The organism is Paraflavitalea speifideaquila (assembly GCF_032395985.1).
In the GTDB taxonomy this organism is placed as follows: Bacteria; Bacteroidota; Bacteroidia; order Chitinophagales; family Chitinophagaceae; genus Paraflavitalea; species Paraflavitalea speifideaquila.
Genome location: NZ_CP135920.1, coordinates 3,697,987 through 3,712,372 on the forward strand (window position 1 = coordinate 3,697,987; position 14,386 = coordinate 3,712,372).

General features: G+C 47.9%; 17 protein-coding genes and 1 pseudogene. 5 read left to right on the plus strand and 13 right to left on the minus strand.

Annotated elements, in window-relative coordinates; all coding sequences use genetic code 11:
• Nucleotides 1-2: 2 nt before the first annotated feature.
• The 4 genes from RS881_RS25135 to RS881_RS25145 form a co-directional block, all read right to left on the minus strand.
• Nucleotides 3-179, minus strand: coding sequence for a hypothetical protein (locus RS881_RS25135; protein WP_315823607.1), 177 nt, complete (start codon nt 177-179; stop codon nt 3-5).
• The gene (locus RS881_RS25140) at nt 173-646 is read right to left on the minus strand and encodes a triple tyrosine motif-containing protein (RefSeq protein WP_315823608.1); all 474 of its coding nucleotides are present in this window, start codon (nt 644-646) and stop codon (nt 173-175) included. Before RS881_RS25140 ends, RS881_RS25135 begins: the two co-directional genes overlap by 7 nt.
• Before the next feature lie 130 nt (nt 647-776).
• Nucleotides 777-914: a two-component regulator propeller domain-containing protein gene (locus RS881_RS59975; protein WP_350340175.1), complete on the minus strand. Its 138-nt coding sequence runs from the start codon at nt 912-914 to the stop codon at nt 777-779.
• Nucleotides 915-1,089: 175 nt separating this feature from the next.
• Complete coding sequence (locus tag RS881_RS25145; protein WP_315823609.1) at nt 1,090-2,604, minus strand: ligand-binding sensor domain-containing protein; 1,515 nt, start codon at nt 2,602-2,604, stop codon at nt 1,090-1,092.
• Nucleotides 2,605-2,909: 305 nt separating this feature from the next.
• On the opposite strand from RS881_RS25145, the gene RS881_RS25150 reads away from it, so the two are divergent.
• Nucleotides 2,910-3,290 (plus strand): helix-turn-helix domain-containing protein, encoded by a 381-nt coding sequence (locus tag RS881_RS25150; RefSeq protein ID WP_315823610.1) that lies wholly within the window; start codon nt 2,910-2,912, stop codon nt 3,288-3,290.
• On the opposite strand, the gene RS881_RS25155 is transcribed toward RS881_RS25150, so the two are convergent.
• From RS881_RS25155 to RS881_RS25195, 8 genes and pseudogenes are all read right to left on the minus strand, one after another.
• A complete protein-coding gene (locus tag RS881_RS25155) occupies nt 3,280-3,405 on the minus strand; it encodes a hypothetical protein (protein ID WP_315823611.1) in 126 nt (41 codons plus the stop codon). The two genes, RS881_RS25150 and RS881_RS25155, sit on opposite strands and share 11 nt — an antisense overlap.
• Nucleotides 3,381-4,646: an alpha/beta hydrolase family protein gene (locus RS881_RS25160; RefSeq protein WP_315823612.1), complete on the minus strand. Its 1,266-nt coding sequence runs from the start codon at nt 4,644-4,646 to the stop codon at nt 3,381-3,383. The genes RS881_RS25155 and RS881_RS25160 overlap by 25 nt, the downstream gene beginning before the upstream one ends.
• A gap of 314 nt (nt 4,647-4,960) precedes the next feature.
• Nucleotides 4,961-6,415 carry a sialate O-acetylesterase gene (locus RS881_RS25165; protein ID WP_315823613.1) on the minus strand — a complete coding sequence of 485 codons (1,455 nt, stop codon included), beginning with the start codon at nt 6,413-6,415 and terminating at the stop codon, nt 4,961-4,963.
• The gene (locus RS881_RS25170) at nt 6,301-6,900 is read right to left on the minus strand and encodes a hypothetical protein (RefSeq protein ID WP_315823614.1); all 600 of its coding nucleotides are present in this window, start codon (nt 6,898-6,900) and stop codon (nt 6,301-6,303) included. Before RS881_RS25170 ends, RS881_RS25165 begins: the two co-directional genes overlap by 115 nt.
• A 28-nt stretch (nt 6,901-6,928) precedes the next feature.
• Nucleotides 6,929-8,020 carry a glycoside hydrolase family 43 protein gene (locus RS881_RS25175; protein WP_315823615.1) on the minus strand — a complete coding sequence of 364 codons (1,092 nt, stop codon included), beginning with the start codon at nt 8,018-8,020 and terminating at the stop codon, nt 6,929-6,931.
• Between the two features lie 36 nt (nt 8,021-8,056).
• Nucleotides 8,057-8,902 (minus strand): hypothetical protein, encoded by an 846-nt coding sequence (locus tag RS881_RS25180; RefSeq protein ID WP_315824607.1) that lies wholly within the window; start codon nt 8,900-8,902, stop codon nt 8,057-8,059.
• Nucleotides 8,848-10,547: pseudogene (locus RS881_RS25190) on the minus strand (glycosyl hydrolase 115 family protein). Before RS881_RS25190 ends, RS881_RS25180 begins: the two are co-directional and overlap by 55 nt.
• A 63-nt stretch (nt 10,548-10,610) precedes the next feature.
• A complete protein-coding gene (locus tag RS881_RS25195) occupies nt 10,611-11,639 on the minus strand; it encodes a LacI family DNA-binding transcriptional regulator (protein ID WP_315823616.1) in 1,029 nt (342 codons plus the stop codon).
• A 372-nt stretch (nt 11,640-12,011) separates the two neighbouring features.
• Between RS881_RS25195 and RS881_RS25200 the strand changes: the two genes are divergently transcribed.
• From RS881_RS25200 to RS881_RS25205, 3 genes are read left to right on the plus strand one after another with little or no spacing between them, the layout of a single operon-like run.
• Nucleotides 12,012-12,356: an MBL fold metallo-hydrolase gene (locus tag RS881_RS25200; protein ID WP_315823617.1), complete on the plus strand. Its 345-nt coding sequence runs from the start codon at nt 12,012-12,014 to the stop codon at nt 12,354-12,356.
• Complete coding sequence (locus tag RS881_RS59980; protein ID WP_350340176.1) at nt 12,353-12,703, plus strand: MBL fold metallo-hydrolase; 351 nt, start codon at nt 12,353-12,355, stop codon at nt 12,701-12,703. Before RS881_RS25200 ends, RS881_RS59980 begins: the two co-directional genes overlap by 4 nt.
• Nucleotides 12,589-12,852 carry a hypothetical protein gene (locus RS881_RS25205; RefSeq protein ID WP_315823618.1) on the plus strand — a complete coding sequence of 88 codons (264 nt, stop codon included), beginning with the start codon at nt 12,589-12,591 and terminating at the stop codon, nt 12,850-12,852. The genes RS881_RS59980 and RS881_RS25205 overlap by 115 nt, the downstream gene beginning before the upstream one ends.
• Before the next feature lie 513 nt (nt 12,853-13,365).
• Here the strand turns inward: RS881_RS25205 and RS881_RS25210 are convergent.
• Nucleotides 13,366-14,019 carry a VanW family protein gene (locus tag RS881_RS25210; RefSeq protein WP_315823619.1) on the minus strand — a complete coding sequence of 218 codons (654 nt, stop codon included), beginning with the start codon at nt 14,017-14,019 and terminating at the stop codon, nt 13,366-13,368.
• Between RS881_RS25210 and RS881_RS25215 the strand changes: the two genes are divergently transcribed.
• Entirely contained in the window at nt 13,938-14,303 is a 366-nt protein-coding gene (locus RS881_RS25215; protein ID WP_315823620.1) for an SH3 domain-containing protein, read from the plus strand. The two genes, RS881_RS25210 and RS881_RS25215, sit on opposite strands and share 82 nt — an antisense overlap.
• The last annotated feature ends 83 nt before the right edge of the window (nt 14,304-14,386 follow it).

Genomic DNA, 14,386 nt, shown 5'->3' on the forward strand with positions numbered 1-14,386 from the left:
GATCAATGATATCGGTGTTCTGAAATCGTGGCTAAGGTTGGTAAGAATTTGATCTTTAACCGATCCAGTTCCTGAATACGTTTGGCTTCCTGCCGTTCTTGCTCCAACAGGAATTTCTTTCTGATGCGGGTAATACCCAGGTGTCGACTATAGAGCAGCAGGCCACTTACCGCTACCATATAAAACAAGTAGGCATAGGTAGTACGCCAAAAGGGGGACGTACAAGGATGTGGATCACTTTATCATTAGCGCTCCAGACACCATCATTGTTACTGGCTTTTACATGAAAAAGGTACTCACCCGGATCGAGGTTCGTATAAGAAGCAGTATTGGTAGTGCCCGTATAATTCCAGTCTTTATCAAACCCTTCCAGCTTATAGGCATAATGGTTTTGCTTGGGGATGGTATAATTGAGCGCCACAAAACTTAATGCAAAGTTTTGCTTATAGGCCAGTTGAATACTTTCTGCTACAGAAATATGTGCTTTGATGGGCGCCTCTTCTCCCGCCAATACCGATTTATTAGAGATCCTTAAATCAGTTAACAAAACAGCTGGCACATTCTTGTTAATGGTTAAGTTGGCCGGATCAAAATAATTGAAGCCTTGTAATCCGCCAAAGATCAGCTCTCCGCTGGACAGGCGCAAGCCTGAACTATGTACAAAATTGTTGTTCTGAACCCCATTGTAATGCGTATAGTTCCGGAATTTTTAGTGGTTCGGTCAAAACTGCTGATACCTAAATTGGTCGTAAGCCATATCTGCCCTTTCACATCTTCTACGATCTGGTAGATCGTGGTGTTCTGTAATCCGTCTTTCTCGGAGAAGGTAATAAATTCCTGGCGTTTTTGTCAAATAAGCTAAGTCCTGCGCCATACGTACCTACCCATAGATTGCCCTGGCTATCGTATAACATGCACTCAATTTTATCGCCGGGCAGTTTACTATTGCTTTGCGTATAAACAGTCCACCGGTTATGGGCAGGTTCAAACAGGGCGATACCACCGCCATGCGAGCCGATCCAAAATTGCCTTCCTGGTCTTCTTCTATCGCCCTGGCATAACCATTAAAGGGCAGCAGGTATTCGTTGGCTATGCCGGGTGTAGGCAGGGGGTATACCTGGCAATAACCTTGTTATTTTTGAGCACATTGACACCCTGGCCATTGGTACCCACCCATATATTTCCTTTTCGGTCTTCTTTAATGCAAAAGATATCATTACCGCTGAGGTTATCTGGCCCGGGGCCTTGCACAAATTGTTTCCCCATACCAGTGGCTGGGTCTACCACCATCAGCCCCTGTCCATAAGAACCTATATAAAGTTTGTTCTCCCTGCTTTGGAGCAGTACCAATATAGACATCTTGCCACTGTATTTCACCGGCAACTTCCAGTCAACCGGCTTGATGCGACTGGTTGTACGATTGAATTCATACATACCACCGCCATCCGTTCCAAAGTAAATAAGACCATTGCTGTTTTCAGCAAAAGAGCTGACAATGGTGGTGTTGCATCCTTGTTCCCGGAAAGTACTGCTAAGCTTGAGGTCGAACAGGTTCAGGTTTTTATCGTATTTATTGATCCCTCCACGGAAAGTGCCCAACCAGTAGATGCCCTGGCGGTCGATATAGGCACAACGGATGTATTTACTGGTAAGGCTATGGATATTATTTTCTTCAGGCAGGTAAGTGCTGACTGTTAAGGATTGGGTATTGAGAATGTTCAACCCTTCGGAGGTGCCGATCCACAAATGCCCTCCGGCATCGGGTTCAATGCAATTGATCTCATGGCTGTTTAACCGGGAAGTATTGCCATTGAGTTGGCGAAGTGAATTGAATCCCGCACCATCGGGCCGCAACCTGCAAAGGCCGGCACTGGTACCCACCCAGATAAACCCTTTGCTGTCTTCCGTAATGGCCCTGATCTTGTTGCCTACCAGGCTAAAGGAGTCCTTATCATTATGAACGTATTTTTTAAACAGATTGGACCCGCCTGTATACAGGTAAAGGCCATTTATGGTGCCGGCCCAAATACGCTGTTTGCTATCGGCAAAAACGCATACGGGAGAAGCAGGAGAATGATTGGCATCGGCAGCGGCTTGCAGTTTGAGCCGGGATAGGGTATTATTGGCAGGGTCAAACACAAACAGGTATTCAAACTGCGCGATCCAGACCTTGCCCGAAAGGTCACTGCAAATACTCATGATCACGGCATTGCCTGGAAGTTCCTGTGTTTGCGATTGCAGGGGATAATGGATAAAGGCATCCCTTTTGCGGTCATACTTGCTCAATCCGCCACCACTCGTGCCAATCCACAGGTTGCCAGCCCTGTCTTCATGAAGTGCCAGTATTTCATTGGCCCGCAGGCTGCTGCTATCGCCGGGGGTATGTCGGTAAACCGTAAAATTAGTACCGTCAAACTTATTCAAGCCGTCATCGGTAGCAAACCACATCAATCCGTAATGGTCTTTCAGGATCGCATTTACTGAATTGGATAAAAGACCATCCCTGGCCGACAGGAAAGTGAATTTTATCGGGTCAGACTGGGCCGATCCTGTTAATACAAACAGCAACAAGCAGGTGAGTGCCGTGTAGATATATTTTATCATATAGGTAGCCATCGTTAAAGTAAGGAAGCAGGGCTGACCAAACCAGTAGTTCTTAAAGCAAGGTGGGCTTCATTTGCGCTGATCGAATGTAGGAATGAAATCGATTACAATTATGCAGGAATAGAATAATAATTGTTCACAGTACAGCTATTATTCCATTCCGGGTCATCAAAAACATAAGTATCATCAATTTCAACAAATGAACCATTTCCTGCTACCTGGCCCCGCTACATTTGTTTTGTGTTAATATGACTTTTATTTTCAATCCTTTATCACCATCACTGCTTCAAAAAAGCGATTTTGCCATGGCCAGTACCATTTTATTGAATACCCGGGAGAAAGAAGTTATTCAACAAAAGCTCAATGACTGCCTGTTTGGCCAGGAGCGTGACGAGGTCCTGAATGTAGACTTGCTGGCCAAGTTGATGCACATGAGCCGCCCCACCTTGTACCGGAAAATGAAAACCATCACCGACAGAACGCCCAATGAGCTGATTAATGAGGCCAGGTTAAACCGGGCCGCTGAATTACTGGCAGGAGGCGAATACCGGGTTTTTGAAGTGGCCCGCATGGTTGGTTATACCTCTCAAAGTAGTTTCGGTAAGTCTTTCCTCAAGCAATTCAAGGTAACACCTGCCACTTACCGGCGCATGAATAAATTGGTGATTGCTAAGGTCAACGGTTAAAATAACGCCCGGCAAACTCCAGGAAGCTGGGCCAGTTAGGTCCGGTGGTATGGCCACCGGCATGTTGCCGGAAAGCAATATCTCCATTGGTCAATCCTGTTTCCTGTTCCGGCATCTCCAAAGTACCCAGGTCTTTTTACCCAATAGCTTATATACCGGCCCGGCATGTACGCCTCCCAGGAACAAACCTTTTGCATCTACCCAGCGGCCTTCTACCGTGGGCGAGCCAACACTGATGTATACCGGCCGCGGCGCACAAAGCGCTACCAATTCATGCGCATCTACCGGCAGGTCATTGGGGGTAAGTGGCCCAGCATATTTGATGAAGTTGCCGGCAAACCAATGGTATTCGCCCGAGGCTGCCAGGTTCTCCACCTGCTCGCCATACACCCGGCGCAATAGTTTAACGCCACCTGCTCCCGAAGAACCCACAAAGGCTATTGCCAATCTTGGTTCATACGCCATAGCAACAATGGTAGCCTTGCCATAGCGTGATAAACCTTCAATACCCAATCGTTTTGCATCTACTGCTTTGTCTGTTTCAAAATAATCAATGGCCCTGCTGGCGCCCCAGGCCCAGGCCCGCAAAGCACCCCAATCATCCGGTTTGCGCGATTGTCCTTTATTCACCAGGCCAATAATACCCTGCGTAAGCCCCGCCCCATTATCGGCTTGAAAGCTGGTAGGCACCAGGATGGCATAACCCCAACCCCTCGCCAGTATTTGTTGCTGCCAAGTGAGTGGAGCATTTTTGGAAGTATCCCTGGGTGGATTAAAACCAGGTGGAAATACAAAACCAAATTCCATGATCACAGGTACCGGACCTACAGCATTGGCAGGCGTAGTAAGCGTTAGTTGAATAGCTACGTTGAGGGAGGGATACCCTGAATTGTCAACATGCCCCAATAGCTTTTTAACGATCACGGGGAAGCTGCCCACCATTTCCTGTTGCGTGCTGGTTACTTCCCAGGTTACTTTGGGTACATGCGCAGGCACCCTCCCATAGATCTCCCGGTCAAAATCTTCCACGATCTCCGGACGCCTTTGCTGCCACCAGCTTTGGGCATCGGTTACTTTCTTTCCATTTTTAAGCACCAGCGGATCAGGTAGGGTAGTGTATGGAGAAGCCTTCGATTCGTCAATATTAGCGGCATTGGGCGCTTGTGGATTGCCCGATGGACCCGGCCGGGTGCTGCTGATCTGCAAAGCAGCCAGCATGTTTTTATAATCCAGCTGCGTCACCCGGTTGATGCTGTCGCGCCGCAAACTATCGGCTGCCGGCATTCTTCCAAATTGTGCATGGCTGTCAGGAGACAACGCTATCACCAACAGGAGAAAGGGAATACATTTTTGCATACAATTATTTTATAAACAAAGACCATTTTATCTGCGAGCGTAGCGTCACCTACGGCGCCGCATCGAACACGCAACCTGTTGCTACAAAGCGGGGACCCCTAAAGGGGGCCAAATACACGATCCTGGCGCAAGGAACTGTCATCCAAATTTATTATGGCTGGCGCAAGGAATAAAGGTGGGTCGCTCTGTCGCCCGGCGAAAGCAGCGTTGGAGAGCGGCTCATCTTCATCAGGAAAGAGGTGACACCTTTCGTTTTCTTGGCAAGGGAAAGGTGTCACCTCTTAGCCCCCTGGTGCAAACGACTGCCGCCTTCCTCACTTATCCGTCCTGAAAGGAGAAGCTGGCAATCCTTCTTTATTGTACAAATTGGCATGATCGGGATTATCGGCCCAGGCATACCGCACGTATTGCGGATGAGTAATACCATCCTGCCACACAATCACCTGGTTGCCCGCTATCTTCACCTTAGCCCACACAAACTTCTTATCAGCTCCGGCAATGGCAAAGCTGCCGGGTGCTTCACCATCGTTGGTGATGAGCCCACTTCCGGTATGCGTAAATCGAATGATGATGCGGTCATTCCCGATGATGGCCGTATCAAAGAGCGGTCCCGAAACAACCAGGTGTTGATCACCATAAGCTATCCCCTGCGCCCACAAAGCCAATCGTTCCCCCACCTCCTTTTTATTGTCGGGGTGGATATCATTCCATTCTCCCAGGTCAATGGCTACCGCCATACCCGTATTGGGTACCGCAAGTGTTTTCAACTGCGCTTCCCTGGTAGCTGCCCACTGACTTTCGGAAGGCAGGTATTGTACATCCATGAAATTGGGCAACTGTACATAGAGAAAAGGCAGCTCCCCTTGTCCCCATATTTTGCGCCAGTCTTTGATCAACGCCGGCATTAAGGCCGTATAGGCTGCCGCATTAAAGGTATTGGCTTCGCCCTGGTACCACAGAAACCCTTTAATGGTATACGGCGTTGCAGGCGCCAGCATGGCATTGTACAAAGCAGTGGGACTGTTCTGGGCCGAAAACCCGCCACCGCCACCAGTTTGAGGTGTGAACACTTCACCCACCTTGTATTGCCAGGTGCCTTTGAGGTCAAGCGTATCTTGCCCGGCACTGATGTAATAAGGTTTATCCGGTACAAAGCCACCTTTGCCGCTATTGTTCGTAACGCGTACAACGATGGTGTTTTTGCCGGCTTGCAAAATACCAGGCGCCAGGGTGTATCTTCTTTGTGGATATTGGTAAGTAGTAATGCCCACTTGTTTGCCATTCACATACACCATATCAGCATCTACGATGCGGCCCAGGGCCATTTTAGCCGGCTTGTTTACCATCGATGCCGGCACAGTGATCTCCCGCCTGTACCAAACCACACCATCCAGGTCACGGATACCCTGGTCTTCCCAATAACCGGGCACATTGATCGTGCGCCAGCCTGCAGGCTCATAGTTCACATCAAACCAGCTAGTGCTGCCCGTTAATCCCTTGTCCTGAGTTGTAGGCCGGTTAGCAGTAGCAGCCATAGCCCGCCGGGCAAAGCCATTGGTATAGGCTGTGTCTTTATTTTTTTGAATGAGGCTGGTAATATCCGGAAAGGCTGCCAGTCCTTCTTCACTTGTCCAGGCCTGAATGGGCGTACCGCCTACACTGGCATTGATAAGGCCAATGGGAACCTTATACCGGTCATAGATCTTTTGGCAAAGAAATAAGCCACCGCTGAAAATTGTAGTACATCCTGCGGGGTAGCAGGTTTCCAATAACCCGTTGGCAGGTCATCATGCGGACCTTGCAGATCGGTCATCGTAGGTATCCAGAAATGACGGATAAGCGGATTGTTGGCGCTGGCAATATCCTGCTCATACAATTCCCGGTGCAGGATCATTTGGTGTACCATATTTGACTGACCCGAACAGATCCACACATCACCGATCAGGATATCTTTCAGCTCCAGTTGATTACTGCCCTTGATACGCATGGTATGGGGCCCACCTGCAGGCATGGGCGGCAAATACACCTGCCATTTCCCATCCGGCCCCGTAGTAGCTTTATACGTTTTGTTGTTGAATTGTACCGATACTTTTTCCCGGGCGCTGGCGCTGGCCCAACCCCATATCCTAACCCGCGTATCCCTTTGTAATACCATACTGTCCCGCACCAATTGCGGTAACCTTACCTGCGCAGTACTGTTGTCTATGAATGCAACCAATAACAGGCAACTTACCAGTAAAAATGATCTGTTCATAAGGGCCATTTCTTTTGAGTAACCGATACTATCTAACAGGGGTAATGGTTTGTATGCTGCCATCCGCATTGTAATGCAATTCCGTCACCTTCACATTGCGCAAGTGAGTCTTGCCCGATAATTGCACATCATGATAAAACAAAAACCACTTGCCGTCTTTTTCAATGATCGAATGGTGATTGGTCCATCCATCTACTGGCTTCAGGATAATACCCTGATAGGTGAAGGGGCCATAGGGATTGTCGCTGGTAGCATAGCAGATATTGTGCGTATCGCCCGTAGAGTAAGAGAAATAATATTTGCCATTGTATTGATGCACCCAGGAACCTTCAAAAAAGCGGCGGTCATTGTCTTTTTCCTTGTAGCCATTACCCTGTGCATCTACCAGTTTGATCTCGCGCACTGGTTCGGCAAAACTTTTCATATCGGCACTCAGCTTCGCTACACGTGGTAAAATGGCCAGGTCATCGGGTTGGCGGTTGCCAGCAGTAGAATCGTATTGGTTATTGTTCCAGCGCTGTAACTGCCCGCCCCAGATGCCGCCAAAATACATATAGTAAGTCCCGTTCTTATCTTTGAACACACAGGGATCAATGCTATAACTGCCCTTGATGGGATCCTTTTCTGCCATAAATGGCCCTTCCGGGTGCTTGCTGCTAGCCACTCCCATGCGGAATACATCTTGTTTGTCCTTTACCGGGAAATAGAGATAATAAGTATTATTGGCAAAAGCAGCATCGGGCGCCCATAACTGGCGGCCTGCCCAGGGAATATTTTTATATCCAGCGCCACACCATGATCGGTCACTACCCCCCACCGAATCCATGGAAAGGATATGATAATCCCGCATATCGAAATGACTGCCCAGGTCGTCCTCCCTGGTACCTGTAGACGTATCATGCGAAGGATATACATAAATGCGCCCATTGAATAAGTGGGCCGAAGGATCGGCCGTATAAATATGTTTTACCAGTGGTTGCGACAGGTACTCTTTAGCAGGTACGGCAGTAGCGCTGGTGCCGGTACCTGCTGCTGTGGCAGGCGCATTGTCATTACAGCTTACTGCTGCCAGCGAAAAGAAAGCCATCGTAACAAACAAAGGACGTTTCCGGAAATGCATATAAAGACTTTATTGGTTGAAAAATGAAATAACTAATTAAGGTTGAGGAGTAGCAGGCGGCCCCAAGTAACTACGCTTCACCACCCTTGTACTGATGACTAACTTTTGCAGCACCACACCTGGCGAAAGCAGCCAGTAACGAATGGTATGCCTGCCAGGCTTGCGCAACCGGTGTTCCGAGGTTTTCACAATTACATTGTTCGCCACCCATCCTTCCCAGGTGCGCAGGTTATTATCATCTTTATTAAGTGTTATTACCTGCGGTTGTTCATCATCTACCGAAACAGCATATTGCAGTCCTCCTTCATTGTAAATATTTAAAGTAGGGGAGAAGTACAATGCCAGGTTTGCCACACCCGTATCTTTTAGCGAAACCAGGTATTCCAGGTGAGGACTATTACCTGTGGCCGAACCAATGCTGGCGGTTACCGGGAAACTGGTCATACCATCGCCTTCGCGGCCAATATCCGGGATCCTTTTCCAGGTAATGCCATTACTGTTCACTGCTTTGGTATATTGGCCGGCAAGTAATGAAACCGTGAGGTCATTCCTATTGATATTGGCGGCTGGCGTATCCACAGCCCCGGCAGCCTTGCCTGCGGCATTACTGTCAACATAAGTCACTGCCGGCATCACATTGTTCGGTGGTTGCTGCCAGTAGGTATAACCAATATGCGTTTGGTCCATGAAATGATTCCATTTGCCATGCGTTAGTTCTTTGTTGTACCGGATGGTCAACAGGGAGTCCTGTAAATAATATTCCCTGGCTTTATCGGCCCAGCCATTGGCTTGTGGATCCTGTACTGCAGCATACCGTTTGTTTTGCGCTACGGCATAATATAACTGGTGCAGGTTGGTAAGCGCTTTAATCGGGTGAAGCACCAATTCAAAAAAGCATCCTGGTATTCCCCGGGTAGGCCTTTGTTTATTTTTTCAGCCTGTGCCAGCAGGTTCGTCCACCCTTCCAAAACCCGGTCTGCTTCACCATAACCGTCCAACCGATACGTATCGGCATCCAGCAATTCCGGCTTTCGCCGCGCTGCATACAGCGCATATTTTCGCAGCAGGTCACCAATGGCAGCAGCATAGCCGGGGCCGAATTGTTCACCTGCCCAGCTGGTATAATAACCCGCCAGGTTATCTTCCGTCCAGGCCTTGGCATTCCAGGCATAATCCATAAAAAGGAGATGGGAAACTCCATGGGTTTCAGATCGCCTACATTCACAATCCATACCTTGTTGACCCTATGTTCATACGCCAGGTGCATTTGCTCCCACACCCGCGCAATATTGTTTGTATTGAGCCATTTGTAATTGCGTGGCCCGCCTACATAGTCAAAGTGATAATAAATACCATAACCACCACTGCGCGGCTTGTCGCCCGGCCTGGGCAGGCGGCGGATATTGCCCCAGTTATCATCACACAACAACAAGGTTACATCATCGGGTACCCGCATTCCCTGATCATAGTAATCCTGTACTTCTTTGTATAAGGCCCATAGCTGCGGCGTTTGAGCAGCCGGCTTGCCCGTAACCTTTTCAATGATCTGCCGTTGGTCTTTTACGATGCGCTCCAGCAGGGCCGTGGCCGTTCCCTGCGTCATGGGCATATCGCCATCACCCCGCATGCCCACCGTTACAATGCTTTCATGCCTGCCCATATTTTCAATACCCTTTTGCCAGAAGCTGCGCAGTACCGTATCATTGCGCGTATAATCCCAATGCCCCCTGCCATACCGTTTCCATTCCTGCTGAGCCCGCAACATGGGTTCATGGTGCGAAGTGCCCATTACAATGCCCCATTTATCGGCCATCACCGGGTTAAGCGTATCATCGTCATTGAAGGCATTGTCCCACATCGCCGGCCATAGGTAATTACCCTTCAGCCGCAGCAGCAACTCAAATACTTTTGTATATACCAGGTGATTTACCTTACCAAATTTCTCTTTTGCCCAACCCGAAAAAGCCGGTGCTTCATCATTGATGAAGATACCCCTGTATTGAACACCAGGTGAACCATAGGTATACTTACCCGCCTTTACATATACCGCTACTTTTCTTTTTACCGGTACATCGGCCCACCAATACCAGGGAGATACACCCATTTGCCTGGACAATTCAAACACCCCATAGGCAAGGCCCCGTTTATCACTGCCCGCAATCACCAGCGCACGGTCTACTCCCGGCATCGGGTTCATCACCGTTTGCAGTTGGAAAGCCTCCCATTTACCTTCAATACCACGCAGGTCAATTTTCTTATTGGCCACCAGTGTACGCAGCAAAGAAGAGTGCCCAACCGTTCCCAGGATGATCAAATGACGCGAACCAGCCTTCGGCCCATGTACAATAGCAGGCCTCCTATTGGTAACCAAGCCAATATCCTCCTGTAGTAGGGATGCCACTTTAGCTACCAGCCAATCATCCTGCCCATCTACATAAATAGAGGTACCGGGAGAGGACACCGGGAAATCCTGCCCTCCATCCTGCCAGCGCACAAAGTTTTGCGCATCGATCGTCAGGCAATACATCAAAAAAGGAAGAGGCAGGCAAATCGTTTCATACAAAAGCAGGGTTATTTTGAGTAAAGGCGCTTACTTCTTTTTCAGAGAAGACTCCCGGACCACCAACTCCGACCGCAGGATGATGGTATTGGTACTATCAATAGGGAAGGTGCCATTCAAATGATTGATAAGGTGACGGGCCGCTACCTGTCCCATTTCATACCCACCATAATGTATCGTGGTCAGGTTGGGTTCCACTACAGTGCAAACAGGATCATCATTAAACCCTACAAAAGCAATATCCCCAGGTATCTGAATACCCCCGCGCTTCAGGGCCAGCATACAACCTACCGCACAACTGTCGTTGGCTGCAAAAATGCCATCGGGCAAAGGTTTCATCTTCAGGATGCTTTTGGCAGCTTCGGCGCCTGCCTCTTGCGTGAGGTTCGTAATGATCGTTTGCTCATCTTTGTATTTCAGCTTGGCATCGGCCAACGCGTCTTTAAAGCCACGCAACCGGTCTTTGTATACGTTTTGTTTTGGCGGGGCCGTAATATGTACCAGTCGTTTGCATCCTTGCCCGATCAGGTGCTGAGTAGCATGGTAAGCAGCCTGCCGGTTATCGATCAGGATACTGGTGGAATGCTCATGTTCCATCACCCGGTCAAAAAAGATAACGGGCGTATTCTTTTTGAAGAAAGGATCAAAATGATTCAATTCCGTAATATCATAAGCCAATGATACCAGTAGACCATCCACCCGGCTGTTGAACATCGTTTTCGCATTGGCCGCTTCTTTCTCTGCCGTTTCCGACGACTGACTGATGATCAGTGAAAAGCCCTGCTCATTGGCTACGTTTTCTACACCAGCAATTACCGACGACATAAAACTGCTGTTGAGCCTGGGCACGATCACCCCAATGGTATTGGTCTTTTGACTGCGTAAGTTGCGGGCAAAGTGGTTGGAACGATAACCGATCTCATCAGCCAGATCGAAGATCTTCTTTTTCGTCTTCTTGCTCACCAGGGGATGGTCCTGCAACCCACGGCTGACGGTAGCAGCTGAAATATGCAACTTTTTGGCAATATCATAAATCGTAACTTCTTTGTCGTTTGTCATACAATCGTTTGCAGCCAGGGAATAAGGCTAAATTAATCTACTTTTTGTAAAATATAATACAATCGGTTGCATTAATTTAAAAACGACCTGTTTTTAGTTGTCGGAATGACACCTGCAGCGCCAATATCCATGAAAGCCACCGCCCAAAGACCCCGGTCTCATACATTCCCGGTGCCCCTATACCAATATCATTATAGGCAACAAAGAATTAATAAAGCTTCTCGTAAGCAGGTTCTAAGTAAAGCAAGCAAGTGTACGGAAGGATGATTCTTCATCCTTCCTTTTTTTACCGCCGGGTGTAATTTGATAGAATGCTTATCTTTCACCTTATGCTAAAATTGATCTATAACCATCCTATAAAATACAAACGCGATGACTATTAAATGGTTTCCCCAATTAAAAAGCCGGTCGCCCTGGTTTGAAATATACCAGCTCAATGACAAGACCTATGCCTTCAAGGAACCCCACCATGTAGAAGAGGTCATTTGTTACCTCATCATGGGTCAACACCGGGCCATACTATTTGATACGGGCATGGGCATTGGCGATATTCGTGCCGAAGTAACAGCCATTACCAGTTTGCCCATTGTGGTGGTCAACAGCCATTGTCACTATGATCATATTGGCGGCAATCACCAGTTTGAAGAGATATGGAGTTATGAGCATCCTTTGAGAACAGCCGCATTGAAAAGGGCTTTAGCCACCAGGAATGCATGACCTACCTCACAGAGGGTTCGTATAAAAATCTGCCTGTAACTGTTGATCTCCAGACATTCTCGGTAAAGGGTACCCGTATTACGAGGTATCTACACCAGGGCGATAAGATCGACCTGGGCGGCCGTACGTTGACCGTTCACCCTACGCCTGGGGAAACTCCCGGCGCTATATCCTTGTATGATGATTTGCACCATATCTTTTTCACTGGCGATCTGCTACATCCGGGCGGTATATGGCTGCACCAAAAGAATCCAACTGGGACAGCTTTATACAATCCGTCAATTTCCTGCAATCCTGGCCACATCCCATACAGCACCTTTCGCCGGCACACAATGAATATTGTGTAGGTACCGATTTCATTCATAAAGTAAAACAAGGCATTGCTGCTGTTAAAGATCATAGCAATCAGGGAGTAATGAAGGCCGACTTTTTGGCCTTATCATTTGATGGCTTTTCCTTTTATTTACCCAGGGACTATAGGAACTGGCCTTTTTAATAGCTATATTGAAAAACACCCAATCAACCCGCATCCACCATCTTCAAATTCGCCCCAAATGCCTTGGTGGCTACAAAGTGGAAAATGAAAGAAAACGGTAAACTACGCAAAGCCTACGACTGAAATTTCAGTTCCGGGCTTAAATATTATGAAAACAAAGTTGTGTTCAAACAAACGGTGATCCTTAATGGCCAGGTTGCTACGGCTGTAGTAGTCTTATAAGTATACATAGTATGTAACGGCCATGAATGTCTGCCGCCCAGGCAGGTTGATTTTAACATTCCAATTGGCGGTAAATAACCGATCGCATCACTTTTCTAACTTTATTTGTAAGCGCTCCAAATCCTATAACAGAAACCAACACATATTTGTACAGGTAGAAGGTGGGGAGAGCAGTTTATGCTTAAGCTGATCAAAACCAGTAATCGCTCACAGTCATACAGCTTCATTGAAAACGGGGCAGCCAAAGACGTCTTTGGCTGCCCCGTTTATAGGTAGAGGGACCCCTTATCGTTATCCCTGATGATCGGCCTGCCTGGTCGTAGCTTCCACGTATTGCTCAGGTGTGTAAGTTACCCGGGCAAAGTTTTTTGTCAGCAGCTCCGTATCTACGACTTTCCCGCTTTCAAATTTCAGTATCTTTTCCCGCCATATTTCGTTCTTTCTGAAAAACTGATTATCTATTTTTAGGAATTGGTGTTCCTTTTCAAATACATGGTAAGCATAATCCAACTCCTGGTCTATTCGCAGCTCTCCTTCCAGGCATTTCTCCGAAAACCATAAGTTGATCTGAAAAGTATGCGTAGTATCATTCCTGAATTGATAGTCGCGGTAATTGTAAAATACAGTGGCGCCACTGCCAAAGGGTAATACCCGTCCATCATCGGGAAATGGATCAAAGGAATGGTGATACCGTTCTATAACCGTCAGCGGGCTATGGATCACCAGCCAATGGATCAGGTTGGATATCTGGCAAATGCCGCCACCAATTCCAGCTCGCGCTTCCCAAACGACAATTCCATACCCAACAGGTATCCTTTTCTTTTGGTGGGTAGACCAACCAGGATGAACCTTATTTCCCGGATATGCGCTCCTGGACGATCTACAACGGCCAGGACTCCATCGACCGCTACATCTTTGCAGATACTGCTTATATCCGCAATTCACCCGACACCAAACAGCCAGCCATTGATACCCTCCTGGCGGGCGACAATATCACCGTTATCGGCACTATCACCAATGCCTTCACCATTCGCGGCATCAAAGGCCCCTGGTTAAAGATCAGCTATACTAAAAATGGGGAAGTCAAAAACGGTTATATCTGGCAGGGTTTGGTAAGTTGTCAACCCCTACGCCGTGGCGACCTTAAATTCGTATACGGTATTGAACGACGGGCCGATAGTATTTCCGGCACGGGAAAAACAGGGATACCTTACGCCGGTACCTGGTGAGGCTGAAAGTAGTGTAAAATGGAATAGTACTCGCCAAAACAGCCTTTACAACACCCGATGATGAAAGTGCCAATTCCAGTGGC